Below are 15860 nucleotides of genomic sequence, written 5' to 3'. Positions count from 1 at the left end.
AGGTCAGGTAGTCGTACACGATCTTCGCACGACGTTCCGACAGACCCTGGTTGTACTCCGCCGTACCCACGCTGTCGGTGTAACCGGCAACGGTGACGTGCACCTGCGGATAACGCTGCAAGGTATCGACAGCCTGGTCGAGCACGGCCAACGAATCCTTCGTCGGCTCAGCCAGCGCCTTGCTGATGTCCTTCTCGCCCTTCTTCGGACGATCGAACTTGAAGTTGACGCCGCGCAGGTCGATGACGACCTTCTGCGGGCAACCATCCGGACCAACGATGGTGCCTTCCGGCAGATCCGGGCACTTGTTGTCGCACAGATTTACGCCGTTGCGGAACTGCTTGGAGCAGTCCGGAGCCGGCGGCGGCGGCGGCGGAGCCGGCGGGGCCGGCGGCGCACCGATGCGCGACACGATGCTGAAGCCCAGGAACCAGTCGCCGTAACCACTCTTGTCCGGCTGGGTCTTGTCGTCCCAGTCGTAGCGGTAGCCGCCTTCGAAGCGGACGTCGGTGCTGTCGGTGACGGTCTTGGATACACCAACACCCACTTCAGCCGCCGGCGACCAGCCGTGCTCGAAGTCGCTGATGTGCTGGCTGCCCATCACGCCGCCCAACAGGTACGGACGCCATGCGTTCCAGTCGAGGAAGTAGTAGCGAGCTGCCACGCCGTAGGTGTTGTTCGACCAACGACCGCCGCCGGCAGCGGTATCCACGGTGCGCTTGGTGCGGTCACCGAAGAAATCCAGCGAGAAGTTGGGCGCGAAATAGCGACCAAAGCCAATGCCGTAATAGAACTGGCGGCTATTGGTGTTGCGGTCGGTGTCGTTGTAGTAGCCACCCACCGTCGGCGCGATATACCAGCGGTCGTCGTAGCTGGACGTTTCGGTGGTGGTGACCGGTGCCGCAGTGCCGGTGTTGTCCTGTGCATGGGCGGCGCCTGCGCCGCCCAGGGCCAGGGCAATCAGGATGTACAAGCCCTTACGTTTCATCAGGTGTCTCCTCGTTTATTGGTGTACGCGTCCGTTCACCCCAGACGGGAAAAGCGATCAAGCCTCGATTCCTACTCCTAGTGAATCTCGGACCTGACTTCTAACCTAGTGCTTGTTTACCCGAAACGGGCGCGGAGTAGCTTAGCAAAAGTTAAGCAATTGCAAATCGACCCCAAACGCCCGTTCATTTTCAGCTCACGCCGTCTTTACAGCGTGAAGAAACCAAGGAACTGCTGGATTGGCATGGCGTCTAGCTTAACGGGGTCTGCCGTGGCGTTCAGGATGGTTTTGACCTGGTGGGAGGGCAACTGGCTGCGCATGGCGGCCTCAAACTTCTTTAACAACACCGGGATACCCTCCCCCCTGCGCTTGCGGTGGCCGATCGGGTAGTCGATGGATACCTTCTGGGTGCTGCTGCCGTCCTTAAAGAAGACCTGAACCGAGTTGCCGATATAGCGCTTTTCCGGGTCGTAGTAGTCCTTGGTGAACTGTGGATTCTCGCTGACCACGGTCTTTTCGCGCAGGGCGTCGATGCGGGGATCGGCGGCCACCTCGTCGCCATAGTCGTCGGCGGTCAGGCGGCCGAAGATCAGGGGCACGGCCACCATATACTGGATGCAGTGGTCGCGGTCGGCGTAATTGGCCAGCGGGCCGGTCTTGTCGATGATGCGGGCGCCCGCCTCCTGGGTCTCGATCACCACCTTGTCGATCTGCCCAAGCTTGCCGGCGACCGCGCCGTGCAGCTGCATGGCGCATTCCACCGCCGTCTGGGCGTGGAATTCGGCCGGATAGCTGATCTTGAACAGCACGTTTTCCATCACATAGCTGCCGAACGGGCGTTCGAACTGGAAAGCGTTGCCCTTGAAGGCCACGTCGTAATAGCCCCAGGTCTTGGCGCTAAGGGCCGAGGGGTAGCCCACCACCCCGCGGTAGACCGCATTAATGGCATGCATGACGGCGCGGCGGCAGGCGTCGCCGGCGGCCCAGCTCTTGCGCGGGCCGGTGTTCGGGGCGTGCCGGTAGGTGCGCAGCGCCCCGTTGTCGACCCAGCTATGGGAGACCGCGGTGACGATCTGCTCCTTGCTGCCCCCCAGCATCGCCGTGGCGACGGCCGTGGAGGCCAGGCGCACCAGGATCACATGGTCCTGCCCGATGCGGTTGAAGCTGTTCTTGAGGGCGTAGCAACCCTGGTTCTCGTGGGCCTTGATGGCATACGTCAGCACGTCGCGGTCGGTCATCGGCTGCCCGCCCTCGCGCTCGGCCTTGCGACTGAGGTAGTCGGCCACCGCCAGGATGCTGCCCAGGTTGTCCGAGGGATGGCCCCATTCGGCCGCCAGCCAGGTGTCGTTGAAGTCCAACCAGCGGATCTGGCTGCCGATGGCAAATGCCGCCTGCACCGGATCGAGCTCGTGGCTGGTGCCCGGTACGCGGGCGCCGCCCGGCAGGTTCGCCCCCGGCACGACCGGGCCGAGGTGCTTGACGCACTCGGGAAACTTCATGGCCATCATCGCCGTCGCCAGCGAATCCAGCAGCATGTAGCGCGCCGTGTCATAGGCCTCGGTGGAGTCGATGCGGTAATCGATCACATAGTGGGCGACGTCCACCATCGGCTGATCCGGATCGGGACGCTGGGCGGAGCGGATGTCATGCGCACTCATGGGGACCTCGCGGCTGGGGACGATGCTGCATGGAGGATCGGAGCGATCATCGCATTAACTGATAGCCGTCACCCGCAGAGCCAGCCTGAGGCGGGTCGGGAACGCTGCGTTACAATAGCGGGCTTCATAGTGCGATTTCGGCCTGCGGTCAGCCGCGCGATTACTCCAGGGTTCTTGATACTTATGAATACCGTCTACCGCCAATCCCTTCCCGGCACGTCGCTGGATTATTTCGATGCGCGCGCCGCCGTGGAGGCGATCGAAGCCGGCGCCTATGACGCGCTGCCCTATACCTCGCGCGTGCTGGCAGAGAATCTGGTGCGCCGCTGCGATCCGGCGATCCTCACCGCGTCGCTCAAGCAGATCATCGAACGCAAGCGCGATCGCGATTTCCCCTGGTTCCCGGCGCGCGTGGTATGCCACGACATTCTCGGGCAGACCGCCCTGGTCGACCTGGCCGGCCTGCGCGATGCGATTGCCGAGCGAGGTGGCGATCCGGCCAAGGTCAATCCGGTGGTGCCGGTGCAGTTGATCGTCGATCACTCGCTGGCGGTGGAGTGCGGTGGCTTTGATCCGAACGCGTTCACCAAGAATCGCGCGATCGAAGATCGCCGCAACGAAGATCGCTTCCACTTCATCAACTGGACCAAGAAGGCGTTCGAGAACGTCGACGTGATCCCGCCAGGCAACGGCATCATGCACCAGATCAATCTGGAGAAGATGTCGCCGGTGATCCAGGTGCAACACGCCGATAACGGCAGGGGTGTGGCCTATCCCGATACCTGCGTTGGTACCGACAGTCATACGCCGCACGTCGATGCACTCGGCGTGATCGCCATTGGCGTCGGTGGTCTTGAAGCAGAAAACGTGATGCTCGGCCGCGCGTCGTGGATGCGCCTGCCCGACATCATCGGCGTGGAGCTTACCGGCAAGCGTCAGCCTGGCATCACCGCCACCGACATCGTGCTCGCGCTCACCGAATTCCTGCGCAAGGAAAAAGTCGTCGGTGCGTACCTGGAATTCCGCGGTGAAGGCGCGGCCAGCCTGACCCTGGGCGATCGCGCCACCATCTCCAATATGGCGCCCGAATACGGTGCCACCGCCGCGATGTTCTTCATCGACGGCCAGACCATCGACTACCTGCGCCTCACCGGTCGCAGCGACGAGCAGGTCAAGCTGGTGGAGACCTATGCGAAGGCTGCCGGCCTGTGGGCCGACACACTGGCCCATGCGCAGTACGAGCGCACGCTCACTTTCGATCTGTCGTCGGTGGTGCGCAACATGGCCGGCCCGTCGAATCCGCACAAGCGCCTGCCCACCTCTGATCTCGCCGCACGCGGCATTGCCGGCGAGTGGACCGAGCAGCCGGGTCAGATGCCCGATGGCGCGGTGATCATTGCCGCCATCACCAGTTGCACCAACACTAGCAATCCGCGCAACGTGATCGCTGCTGCCTTGCTGGCGCGCAATGCGAATGCGCGCGGCCTTGTGCGCAAGCCGTGGGTGAAGAGTTCGCTCGCGCCCGGCTCCAAGGCGGTGGAGATGTATCTGAAGGAAGCGAACCTGCTGTCGGATCTGGAGCAGCTTGGCTTCGGCATCGTCGCGTTCGCCTGCACCACCTGCAATGGCATGTCCGGTGCGCTCGATCCGGTGATCCAGCAGGAGATCATCGATCGCGACCTGTATACGACCGCCGTGCTTTCCGGCAACCGCAACTTCGACGGCCGCATCCATCCGTATGCCAAGCAGGCGTTTCTCGCTTCGCCGCCGCTGGTGGTCGCCTATGCGATCGCCGGCACCATCCGCTTCGATATCGAGAAGGATGTGCTGGGCCTCGACGCCCATGGACAGCCGGTGACGCTCAAGGACATCTGGCCGTCCGACGAAGAGATCGATGCGATCGTGGCATCGAGCGTGAAGCCCGAGCAGTTCCGCAAGGTCTACGAACCGATGTTCGCGCGCAGCGGCAGCAAAGGCACCAGCGCTGCGCCACTGTACGACTGGCGCGCTCAGAGCACCTATATCCGCCGTCCGCCGTACTGGGAAGGCGCGCTTGCCGGTGAGCGCACGCTCAAGGGCATGCGTCCGCTGGCGGTGCTCGGCGACAACATCACTACCGATCATCTGTCGCCGTCGAACGCGATCATGCTCGACAGCGCCGCAGGCGAATACCTCGCCAAGATGGGCCTGCCGGAAGAGGACTTCAATTCGTACGCGACCCATCGCGGCGATCACCTCACCGCGCAGCGCGCCACCTTCGCCAACCCTACCCTGAGCAATGAAATGGCGGTGGTCGATGGCGCCGTGAAGAAGGGCTCGCTGGCGCGCGTGGAGCCCGAAGGTAAGGTGATGCGCATGTGGGAAGCCATCGAAACGTATATGGAGCGCAAGCAGCCGCTCATCATCATCGCGGGCGCCGACTACGGCCAGGGCTCGTCGCGCGACTGGGCCGCCAAGGGCGTGCGTCTTGCCGGCGTGGAGGCGATTGCGGCCGAGGGCTTCGAGCGCATCCATCGCACCAACCTGATCGGCATGGGCGTGCTGCCGCTGGAGTTCAAGCCGGGCACCGACCGCAAGACGCTGGGCATCGACGGCACCGAAACCTTCGACGTGATGGGCGCGCGCACGCCGCGCGCGGATCTCACGCTGGTCATTCATCGCAGCAACGGCGAACGCGTCGAAGTGCCGGTGACGTGTCGCCTGGATACCGCCGAAGAAGTATCGATCTACGAGGCGGGCGGCGTGCTGCAGCGTTTTGCGCAGGACTTCCTCGAAGCCTCGCAGGCGGCGTGATCACATGTTGATGCGCGGGGCGGCAACGCCTCGCGCCTGGCGGCTCCTGCCTGCAACGCGGTGAGCCCTGGTCATTACAGGACAATCCATTCATGGCATCGCTTCCCCAGATCCGCATTCCCGCCACCTACCTGCGCGGCGGCACCAGCAAGGGCGTGTTCTTCCGCCTTGAGGACCTGCCGGCAACGGCGCAGGTACCGGGCGCGGCGCGTGATGCGCTGCTGCTGCGTGTGATCGGCAGCCCCGACCCGTACGGCAAGCAGATCGACGGCATGGGCGGCGCCACCTCCAGCACCAGCAAGACGGTGATCGTGTCCAAGAGCACGCGCCCGGACCACGACGTGGACTACCTGTTCGGCCAGGTGGCGATCGACAAGGCCTTCGTCGACTGGAGCGGCAACTGCGGCAATCTCTCGGCAGCCGTCGGTCCGTTCGCCATCGCAGGCGGCCTGATCGACCCTGCGCGTGTGCCGCGCGACGGCATCGCCATCGTGCGCATCTGGCAGGCCAATATCGGCAAGACGATCATCGCCCATGTGCCGATGACCGACGGTGCGGTGCAGGAAACCGGCGATTTCGAGCTGGACGGCGTGACCTTCCCCGCCGCCGAAGTGCAACTGGAATTCATGGATCCGGCCGCCGAGGAAGATGGCGCCGGCGGCGCGATGTTCCCCACCGGAAACCTGGTCGACGAGCTGGATGTGCCGGGCGTCGGCACGCTCAAGGCGACCATGATCAACGCCGGCATTCCCACCATCTTCATCGAGGCCGCCGCGATCGGCTACACCGGCACGGAGCTGCAGGACGCCATCAACAGCGACGCCGAGGCGCTGGCAAAGTTCGAGACCATTCGCGCGCACGGCGCGCTGCGCATGGGCCTGATCCCATCGCTGGATGAGATCGCCACGCGCCAGCACACGCCCAAGGTGGCCTTCGTTGCCGGCCCCGCCGATTACGTCGCCTCGAGCGGCAAACCGGTAAAGGCGACCGACATCGACTTGCTCGTTCGCGCCATGTCGATGGGCAAGCTGCATCACGCCATGATGGGCACGGCAGCCGTAGCCATTGGCACCGCGGCGGCGATCCCGGGCACCCTGGTGAACCTGGCGGCGGGCGGCGGCGAGCGCCAGGCGGTGCGCTTTGGCCACCCGTCGGGCACTTTGCGGGTGGGCGCCGCGGCGGCGCTGGTGGATGGGTCGTGGACGGTCACCAAGGCGGTCATGAGCCGCAGCGCACGCGTGCTGATGGAAGGCTGGGTGCGCGTGCCGGCAGCTTGACCCACGCACGCCATGGCATCGACAATAGATAAATACTGATCCCAAAAGGGAGTAGTTCAGGACACCGGTTCCATCGGTGTCCTTGCAGTGGTCGTCATCACGAGCGTCAAAAACGCTCCGGTCACTGCGGCGGTTCTGCCGCGAACGAGACTTTTGCAGTCATCACGGGCCGCGCGCGTCCGTCTTGATTGCATTCGTCTTGACGCGCAGAGACCCGCACATGGACCTTGCTGTTACCGAATTCCTCTCCGGCCTGATGGCCATCATCCTGCTCGATCTGGTGCTCGCGGGCGATAACGCCATCGTGATTGCACTGGCTGCGCGCAAGCTTCCCCGCGATATCCAGAGGAAAGCGGTGCTATGGGGCACCCTCGGCGCCATCATCGTGCGCCTGGCGCTCACCGGCGTGGTGGTCTATCTGCTCAAGCTGCCCGGCCTGATGCTGATCGGCGGTGTGTTGTTGCTGCCGATCGCGTGGAAGCTGATGAAGCCGGATGACCACGCGTCGCATCACGTCGGCGCCGCCGGCAGCTTCTGGGCAGCCATGCGCACGATCATTGTTGCCGATGCGCTGATGGGCATGGACAACGTGCTTGCCATCGCGGGCGCCGCCAAGGGTCATATGGCGCTGGTGATCATCGGCCTTGCGATCAGCGTGCCGCTGGTGGTGTGGGGCTCTTCGCTGATCCTGCGGCTGATCGAACGCTTCCCGGTGATCATCTATATCGGCGCAGGTGCCATCGCATGGACGGCCGCGCGCATGATCGCGCACGATCATTGGGTATCGCCGTGGTTCGATGCGCATGAGTGGGCGCGTTACGTGCTCGATGCGGTACTGGTGATCAGCGTGTGCCTGGGCGGTTGGTGGATGCAGCGCCGCCGCCTGCGCGCGCAAGCGTCGGCTTGAGCTGCAGGCACCCGGCGGGCGACACTTCAAGGCTGACGCCACCCAAGGAATTCCCATGAAGTTGTACTACCTGCCGGGCGCCTGTTCGCTCGCCGACCACATCGTGCTCGAATGGATCGGCCAGCCGTACGAAGCGCATCGCGTCGCGCGCGAAGAACTGGGCTCGCCCGAGTATCTGCGCATCAATCCCTCGGGCGTGGTCCCTGCCCTGCAGGAAGCGGACGGCTGGGTGCTGACCGAGAACGCGGCCATCCTCAATTACCTGGCGGACAAGTTTCCGCTCGCCGGTCTCGGCGGCGAAGGCGCGCGCGGCCGCGCCGAAGTCAATCGCTGGCTGGCCTATCTCAATTCGGATCTGCATCCGACCTTCAAGCCGGTGTTTCGTCCAGAGCGCTACATCGATGGCGAGCACGCGCAGGAAAATCTTCGCAGCAAGGCGGTCGATCGGCTGCGCATCTACTACCAACGCCTCGATGCGCAGTTGCATGGTCGCGACTGGCTGACGGGCACGCGCTCGTTCGCCGATCCGTATCTGTTCGTGGTGCTGCGCTGGGCCATGGGCAAGGGCGTGGATCTGTCAGGCCTGGACAATCTGACCCGCTTCCATGCACGCATGCAGGACGACGCCGGCGTCAAGGCGGCGATGCAGCAGGAAGGCCTCTGAGCGGGCCTGCGTGCGAGGCTTAGAACATCATCGGCACGCGCACCGTCACCGTCGCATCCGGCGTGTCGCGCGTGACGCCTACGCCCAACGTGAAGTTGAGGGTGCGCTTGTCGCTGAAGCGCCATGAGCCACCGATCAGCAGCGTGCCCAGCACGACCTTGGTCGAACCGGGAACATTGTGATTGTTCTGTTTCGTCGCGCCGACGAAGCTTTGGTCGTAACCAATACTGATCGACGCCTTTTCGTTGAGCGAAAGACCCATGCCGATGCTCACGTCGACGATATCGCCCAGCTTGACCTTGCCCAGATCTTCCGTACCGCCCAGGAGGATTTTGCGGGTCACGTTGTCGCGCGGCACGTTGTAGAGATAACTGAGGTTGCCGAAGAACACCACCGGATCGGTCGGATACAGCCAGGTCACGCCTGGCTGTATCGCCCAGAAGCCGGTACCCACCGGCTGCGACAGGGGCAGGCCCGTGCCGGTGGCCGACAAGTCCACTTCGTTGATCACGTTTTCCACGCAACGCTGCACGCAATCGGTGGTGACCTGGAACGGGTCCCTGCCCGTGTTCGACTTCACGCGCAGCCAGCCCACGTAGTACGCCTTGTCCGGGCCACCGACATTCAACTGGTAGCGCAAGGTGGCTTCGACGTCGCCGAGGCCATGTCCGCTGTTGCCAAACGCCTTGTCGGTGGCGCTGCCGGTGAATATCTCGCGGCTGGTCACGTCTTCATGCGCATAGACATAGGGCACGCGGACTTCCACTTCCATCCGGTTGCTGATGCCGTAGCGGCCGGTCAGCCAGCCCACTTGCGTGGTCGTCCTGACCTGCCGCGCATCGATAAGGCCGATGAGGATGGCGGGAATCACCGTATATCCCACCAGCGCCACGCGATCGACGTTCGAATAGCCGAACTGATACGCCGGCTCGATGATGAACTTGCCCTTGGGCGTGAGTACGCCGGGCTGCTGGAAGATGGGCGCCACTTCCGGCGGACGCGTATCGGCCTTGGGCGCCTCGCCGACCGGCTGTTGCTGTTGTTGCTGGGGTGCGTTGGCTGCCACCGCATCGCCGGCCGGCATCGGTTGCGCGGATGCCATCGGGCCGCCGGCGGCGATGCTGCCTGCACGTTGCTTGTCCAGCACGTCCATGCCTACGGCATGCCGCAGCGATTGATAGTCGGCCTCCTGCTCGGCCAGCGCACGTTTCATTGCATCCAGTTGCGCGATCTGCGCACTGATCTGGCTGCGCATGGCATCGATGCGGTCGCCCTGTTCGGCGACCTGTTTGCGCAAGTCGGCTGGATCGATTGGCGCGGGTTTCGCGGATGGGGCCGCCGCAATGGCGTTAGCCGCTACCGCCGGCGTCGTCCCGGTATTGGCCTGCTGGGACGGCGACTCCTGTTGGGCCGCGACAGGCATGCCGAGCGCCACCAGCCCCGCACATCCTGCCGACCATACGTATCGCAACGCTGAGTGTCGCATCATGCTTCCTCATGCCCGTTGTTCAAATCGCGCAGACGAACGCGCCGCGGCGAGAGCCGCGGCGCGTTCGCGGAAAGGTCCAAAGCTTGGCGGTGCGCGTCCCATGTCAGTGCCCCAGGGACTGCAGCTGCGCCTGTTGCAACGCTTCCTGGAGACTTCCTGCCCGGAATGCGTTGAGCGAATTGGTCGCTGCGTTGATCGTGGTGATGTTCTGGATGTTCTGATTGTTCAACGTGTTCTGGATCACCGTGCCGCCCATCTTGCCGGCCAGGGCGGACGGATCGAAGCTGTTGTTCGGGCCGATCTGCGTCACTTGCACGGTGTTCAGCGCCGACTGCATGGCCTGCGCCTGCGCTGTCGTCATATGCGCGATATCGGGCACGTAGAAACTGGTCGAGGACACCAGGTTGCCGTTGACGTAGACCGCGCGATCGATACCGAAGGAGGCCACCAGGCCGTTGCCAAGGTCGAAGCCGCCGCGTGTCTGATCGAGCGTGTCCTCGCCCACCGGCGTCCAGCCCGGCATATCCTTGGAGGTGGGGATGCCGGCGACCACCGTCTCCAATGCTGCCGTGGGCGCCGCCGCAGTCGCCATCGCCGGCGGCGACGCCAGGGTGGAAGCACTGTCCTGCGCCTGTGCTCCCACCATCCCCGATACGCATGCCACGCAAAGGACGGCGAAACCAGCGATGTGTGCGAGCGGTTTCATCATCCGTCCTCAAATGTCGTCCGGCCCGTGCTTGGGCATCACGGTGTTGTAGAGACCGTTGCGATCGATCGCGTTGCTGATGGGCGCCGCTGGCGCCACTCTCCAATCGTTGGGACTGTTGAACACGGCCAGGTTGCGACGGTTGTGGATGACGAACACCAGGTCGTTCTTCCACAGCGCCTTGAACTTGGCAGTCGACATCACGCGCGTGCCTAGCGCGGGATCGCCCACCAGCAGCCGATCGTTGCGCATGCCTTTGACGACGACGAAGTGGTGGTAGCCCTTCTCGTCGATCAGCACGATCGCCGGCAGGTTTTCCTGCGCCAGCTTCTCGATGGGCACCTTGAAGCCATCGGCTTCGAAACCATTGGCGGCAAGGAAGCGCTTGATGTCCAGCAGCGAAAAGCCCTCTTTGCTGATCTTGGCCTGGTCGCCGTGCGTGTACATCTGCTCGAAGGCAACCTGCTCGTTGACGGGATAGCCGTACTGATAAGTCAGCAGCGTCGCCACCGCGGCCGATCCGCAGCTGAAGTCGTATTTCTGGTGGATGGTGGCCTTGTAGCGGGCCTCTTTGAGGCTCGTCAGATGCACGGTGTAGTTGCCGGGGCCGTTGCTGACCACGCTTACCGGCGTGGACGCATGACTCCCCGGCGGCAGCGCCGCGATGAGGATCAGCAGCGCCGCGAGCTTGTTCATTGCTTGAATTCGACGTTGAGTACCGTCGCGTTCTGGATCAGGACGTTGTTGCCCGAATTCTGGATGATGGTCGGGAAACCTGTTGCCCCTGCGACGGATCCACCGGTGATCGTATTGTCGCCCGTGGTGAGATGGTCAGCCGAGTTGTCGGACACGGTGCCCGTAAGATTGGTGTTCTGCACGATCAAGGTGCCGCCGCTGAGCTTCTCCAGCGTCGCGCTGTCGACGCTTTCGCCCAGTCCGGACGCTACGCCCTGGTGATCCACCTCGACCGCCGCGTTGTAGATCGCAAGAGGAGAATCCGCGCCCTGCACCATATACGCGGGAGGAATGCCTGCGTCTTCCGCGCAGACAACCGCAGGAAGAGCGAGCGCGCTTAGCGCGGTGATACCCAGTAGCCACTTGCACGATTGCACGGCACTTCTCCCTCACGCATGAGCTAACCCATGACCGACGCCGATATCGGCGAGGCCATTCCCTTTGAAACCGACACGAGGGAACGCAAGCGTTCCCTCGTGCCAGCCGCCCTATGGCTCAGTGCGCGAAGTTCAGGTTGGCCTGAACGTTGACGCTCTGCTGTACCAGCGCTGCCGCGCCGCTGTTCTGCGCAAGGATCGACACACCGGCTGCCGCCGCTGCCGAGCCGTTCATCTGGTTCGACATATCGAACGCACCAGTCGTCGACGATGCCGTACCGCCTGCGCCGCCAGCACCGCCAGCCGCACCTGCGCCGCCCGTGCCTGCGCCACCCGTATTGGTGCCGCCTGCGCCGCCCGCACCGCCGGTGCCTGCCGTAGCGGTATCTGCACCGCTCGTGCCGCCCGTCGCGCTTGCTGAGCCGCTGGTTCCGGTCGGTGATGCTGCACCTGCCGTGCCACCTGCGCCTGCGCCGCCCGCTCCACCGGTACCACCGGTGTTGGCGCCGCCACCTGCCGTACCGCCACCGCCGCCAGCACGATTGTGGTTACGGATGCCACCGGCGTTGCCGCCGTCGCCGCCGTCACCGCCGCCAGCCAACGAAGCACCCCAACCACCGGCGTCGCCCGAATCGGCGCCCGAACCACCGGCGCGACCGCTGTGAGCACTGGCGCGACCGCCATTACCGCCGTCGCCACCGTTGGCGCCGCCGGCCTTGCCGCCGTAGCCCTTGCCGCCATCACCGCCGCTGCCTCCACGACCTCCGTTCGCGTTGCCATCGTTGTAAGACGAATTGCCGATGCCCCACACGGCTACTTTGGTGACTTCGCCGTTGAGGGTGCTGTTCGCTACTGCCTTGCTGGTGTTGAAGGAACTGGCCGTGCCACCGCTGCTAGCGGCTGAACCATTCGCACCAGCCGCTGAGGTGGTGTAGGTGCTGGTGTCAGTCCGTGTACGGGTGCTCGAATCGGTATTAGTAAGCGTGCTTGAACCTTTCGAAGTGTTGTTGTCGTCTGCAAACGCAGGGAGCGTAAGCCCCAGACCCAACACAATCGCGGTCGCTATTAGAGTCTTGCGCATAGTCTTTCTCCTGGAACGATGCGGTGACCCCCTGTGTTGCCGGAGTTGCAAATCCAGCACGCTCTTGTCGCAACATGCGTGCCACGGCTTGTGCACGTCAGCTCACAAACATGAAGACCATGAAATCAGCCACTTGAAGAGAATCACGGAGGCTGAGTTTGACTACGGTCAGGGAGCTGGAAAGCAGGACTGCATCAAGGCTGTTACACCGCGTCGTCGACCAGGCCTTGCACCTGGGACATAAACGCTCGTGCATGAGTCTATATTTCAGCGCTTTAGCGCGTGTTGCTGTCTTCTCATAACGCTGTGGAACACATGTATCAGGTGGTTTACACCGACGCATACGAAACCATAGCAATGTCGTACAGGGTCCTGAACCATAACGAAACTTGGAAAGAATGAAGGAGCCTTTCGGCTCCTTCATTCGACATAGGCCTAGGCCGCGATCAACGCTTTTCGATCGGCACGTAGGCCAGATCTTCCGGACCGGTGTAGTTGGCGCTGGGGCGGATGATCTTGCCGTCCTCGCGCTGCTCGATCACGTGGGCGCTCCAGCCAGAGGTGCGGGCGATCACGAACAACGGGGTGAACATGGCTGTCGGCACGCCCATCATGTGATACGCGCTGGCCGAGAACCAATCGAGATTCGGGAACATCTTCTTCTGCTCCCACATCAGCTTCTCGATCTTCTCCGACACGTCGAACAGGGTCGGGTTGCCGCCTTCCGTGCACAGCTTGCGCGAGACCTCTTTGATGATCTCGTTGCGCGGATCGGACACCGTGTACACCGGGTGGCCAAAGCCGATGATGATTTCCTTGCGCTCGACGCGGGCGCGGATGTCCGCTTCCGCCTCGGCTGCATTGCGGTAGCGCGCGATGATCTCCATCGCCACTTCGTTCGCGCCGCCGTGCTTGGGACCGCGCAGCGCACCGATCGCACCCGTGATCGCCGAGTACATGTCCGACCCCGTGCCGGCGATGACACGCGCGGTGAAGGTGGACGCGTTGAACTCGTGCTCGGCGTACAGGATCAGCGACTTGTCCAGCGAATGCGTGCACAGCTCGCTCGGCTTCTTGCCATGCAGCAGGTGCAGGAAGTGACCGGCGATGGATTCGTCTTCGGTCTCCGTTTCAATGCGCTTGCCGTTGTGGCTGAAGTGGAACCAGTACAGCAGGATCGAACCGAAGCTCGCCATCAGGCGGTCGGCGATGTCGCGCGCGCCGGTGACGTTGTGGTCGTCCTTCTCCGGCAGCACCGTGCCCAGCACCGAGCAACCGGTGCGCATCACATCCATCGGATGCGTGGCGGCGGGCAGCAGCTCCAGCGCGCTCTTCACCGGCGCCGGCAGGCCACGCAGTCGCTTGAGCTTGGCGCGATAGGCATTGAGCTCGGCCCAGTTCGGCAACACGCCGTGCACCAGCAAATAGGCGACTTCCTCGAAGCAACCCTTGGCCGCCAGGTCATGGATGTCATAACCGCGGTAATGCAAGTCGTTGCCGCTGCGGCCCACCGTGCACAGCGCGGTGTTGCCGGCGGCCACGCCCGACAGCGCGACGGATTTCTTGGGCTTGGGAAGAGTTTGCTCAGTCATTCGGTACATCTCCTGAAGACATGCTTGCGTCAAACGTGGGCGGCACCGCGGTGCCGGTTATCTCGATGGGGACGATCAGCTCTTCTTTGAGAAAAGCTCATCCAGGCGGCGCTCGTACTCGTGATAGCCGATGCGGTCGTAAAGCTCTTCACGCGTCTGCATGGTGTCGATCACGTTGCGCTGGTGACCATCACGGCGGATGGCCTGATAAACATTTTCCGCCGCCTTGTTCATGGCGCGGAACGCGGAAAGTGGATACAGCACGATGCCTACGCCCGCGCTGGCGAGCTCTTCCACGCTGAACAGCGGGGTCTGGCCGAACTCGGTGATGTTGGCCAGCACCGGTACCTTCACGGCATCGACGAAGCGGCGATAGGTCGGCAAGTCATACGCGGCCTCGGCGAAGATGCCGTCGGCACCGGCTTCCACGCAGGCGATGGCGCGCTCGATGGCGGCGTCCACACCGTCGACGGCAATCGCGTCGGTGCGGGCGATCAGGAAGAAATCGGCATCGGTCTTCGCATCGGCCGCGGCCTTGACGCGATCAGCCATCTCGCTGGTCGACACGATCTCCTTGCCCGGACGATGACCGCAGCGCTTGGCGCCCACCTGGTCTTCGATATGGCAGGCGGCCGCGCCGAACTTGATCAGGCTCTTTACCGTGCGGGCGATATTGAATGCGCTAGGACCAAAGCCGGTGTCGATGTCCACCATCAGCGGCAGATCGCACACGTCGGTGATGCGGCGCACGTCGGTGAGCACGTCGTCCAGCGTATTGATGCCCAGATCTGGCAGACCCAGTGAACCGGCCGCCACACCGCCGCCCGAGAGGTAGATCGCGCGGTAGCCGGCGCGCTTGGCCAGCAAGGCGTGGTTCGCGTTGATGGCGCCGATCACCTGCAAGGGGTGTTCGGCCGCCAGGGCCGCGCGGAATGCCGCGCCAGGGGATGCGATGTGGGCCATGAAACCTCCGCTTAAAGGGGAGATTTTAGCGCAGGGTTTGTAAGGGGGCTGTTGCGCGGCAGCATGAATGGTTTCGAAGGGAGCGTGTAGTGGATTGGGGGGTGGTTTTTTTCTTCGTCGCGCGGCGGGGTGGCGATTTGTTCGTCGTCTGGGCGCACCCCACAAGTGGGGGCGAGGGCCGGCGCTTTTCAACAGCCGAAGGCTGGTTATCCGGAGGCTCGGTTTCTGGTTGTTGCGTTACCGTCAGGGTGCCGCCTACGACGCGAAGCTAGTCCCTGTGGGACGCGGCGGGCGTTTCGATCGGCTGCCGCCGCTCGAGTCACTTTTCTTTTGCTGGCCCAAAAGATCCCACAGGACTAGCTTCGCGTCGAAAGTAACCCAAAGAAAATGGCCTGATGACGCCCGCAGCATCGTGTTTGGATAAGCCCGAACGCTCGAGGCGCGCTGTTGTGGGACAACCTCCGAGGGTACACAGGGGATACCGCAAAGCGCTGCGCAACGCGCCCGAATCGCTGAGGACTTAAAGCCGGGCCTCGCTGCGCATCGGCTTTAGTCAGCCCTTCTTCCGTCTGCCGCGCCTGCTTGTCTGTGGGAGCGCACCCTGTGCGCGACAGCCACGCTGCGGTGTAC

At 63.5% G+C, this 15860-nt stretch carries 13 protein-coding genes; 4 read left to right on the top strand and 9 right to left on the bottom strand.

The features are described from left to right. The coding region (locus tag AC1DMG_RS13475) for an OmpA family protein (RefSeq protein ID WP_477180614.1) at window positions 1-988 on the bottom strand (988 nt) is incomplete at its 3' end. A 206-nt stretch (window positions 989-1194) separates the two neighbouring features. Further along, window positions 1195-2646, bottom strand: a complete 1452-nt coding sequence (locus tag AC1DMG_RS13470) for a bifunctional 2-methylcitrate dehydratase/aconitate hydratase (RefSeq protein WP_477180613.1) — start codon at window positions 2644-2646, stop codon at window positions 1195-1197. Window positions 2647-2829: 183 nt separating this feature from the next. Here AC1DMG_RS13470 and acnD point away from each other — a divergent pair, with 183 nt between their 5' ends. The 4 genes from acnD to AC1DMG_RS13450 all read left to right on the top strand — a co-directional run bounded on the left by acnD (window position 2830) and on the right by AC1DMG_RS13450 (window position 8287). Then, window positions 2830-5439: a Fe/S-dependent 2-methylisocitrate dehydratase AcnD gene (gene acnD / locus AC1DMG_RS13465; RefSeq protein WP_441603564.1), complete on the top strand. Its 2610-nt coding sequence runs from the start codon at window positions 2830-2832 to the stop codon at window positions 5437-5439. A gap of 92 nt (window positions 5440-5531) precedes the next feature. Then, a complete protein-coding gene (prpF, locus tag AC1DMG_RS13460) occupies window positions 5532-6716 on the top strand; it encodes a 2-methylaconitate cis-trans isomerase PrpF (protein ID WP_441603565.1) in 1185 nt (394 codons plus the stop codon). Window positions 6717-6936: 220 nt separating this feature from the next. Then, window positions 6937-7623, top strand: a complete 687-nt coding sequence (locus AC1DMG_RS13455; RefSeq protein ID WP_441603566.1) for a TerC family protein — start codon at window positions 6937-6939, stop codon at window positions 7621-7623. Between the two features lie 55 nt (window positions 7624-7678). After that, a complete protein-coding gene (locus AC1DMG_RS13450) occupies window positions 7679-8287 on the top strand; it encodes a glutathione S-transferase family protein (protein ID WP_441611075.1) in 609 nt (202 codons plus the stop codon). Window positions 8288-8306: 19 nt separating this feature from the next. Here the strand turns inward: AC1DMG_RS13450 and AC1DMG_RS13445 are convergent, their stop codons facing one another. From AC1DMG_RS13445 to prpB, 7 genes are all read right to left on the bottom strand, one after another. After that, on the bottom strand, window positions 8307-9710 hold the full coding sequence (locus AC1DMG_RS13445) for a coiled-coil domain-containing protein (RefSeq protein WP_441603568.1): 1404 nt from the start codon (window positions 9708-9710) through the stop codon (window positions 8307-8309). Window positions 9711-9879: 169 nt separating this feature from the next. Next, window positions 9880-10482: a hypothetical protein gene (locus AC1DMG_RS13440; protein WP_441603569.1), complete on the bottom strand. Its 603-nt coding sequence runs from the start codon at window positions 10480-10482 to the stop codon at window positions 9880-9882. 9 nt (window positions 10483-10491) lie between these two features. Further along, window positions 10492-11178 (bottom strand): C39 family peptidase, encoded by a 687-nt coding sequence (locus AC1DMG_RS13435; protein WP_441603570.1) that lies wholly within the window; start codon window positions 11176-11178, stop codon window positions 10492-10494. Further along, entirely contained in the window at window positions 11175-11594 is a 420-nt protein-coding gene (locus AC1DMG_RS13430) for a hypothetical protein (RefSeq protein WP_441603571.1), read from the bottom strand. The genes AC1DMG_RS13435 and AC1DMG_RS13430 overlap by 4 nt, the downstream gene beginning before the upstream one ends. Window positions 11595-11712: 118 nt before the next feature. Further along, window positions 11713-12675 carry a hypothetical protein gene (locus AC1DMG_RS13425; protein ID WP_441603572.1) on the bottom strand — a complete coding sequence of 321 codons (963 nt, stop codon included), beginning with the start codon at window positions 12673-12675 and terminating at the stop codon, window positions 11713-11715. A 446-nt stretch (window positions 12676-13121) separates the two neighbouring features. Further along, complete coding sequence (prpC, locus tag AC1DMG_RS13420; RefSeq protein ID WP_441603573.1) at window positions 13122-14267, bottom strand: bifunctional 2-methylcitrate synthase/citrate synthase; 1146 nt, start codon at window positions 14265-14267, stop codon at window positions 13122-13124. A gap of 75 nt (window positions 14268-14342) precedes the next feature. Beyond that, a complete protein-coding gene (prpB, locus tag AC1DMG_RS13415; RefSeq protein ID WP_441603574.1) occupies window positions 14343-15230 on the bottom strand; it encodes a methylisocitrate lyase in 888 nt (295 codons plus the stop codon). Window positions 15231-15860: the final 630 nt, after the last annotated feature.

The sequence above is a fragment of the Dyella sp. 01N36 genome (genome assembly GCF_056399745.1).
Note: the sequence above shows the minus strand (reverse complement) of the source record. Positions and strands in the feature narration are given on the sequence as shown.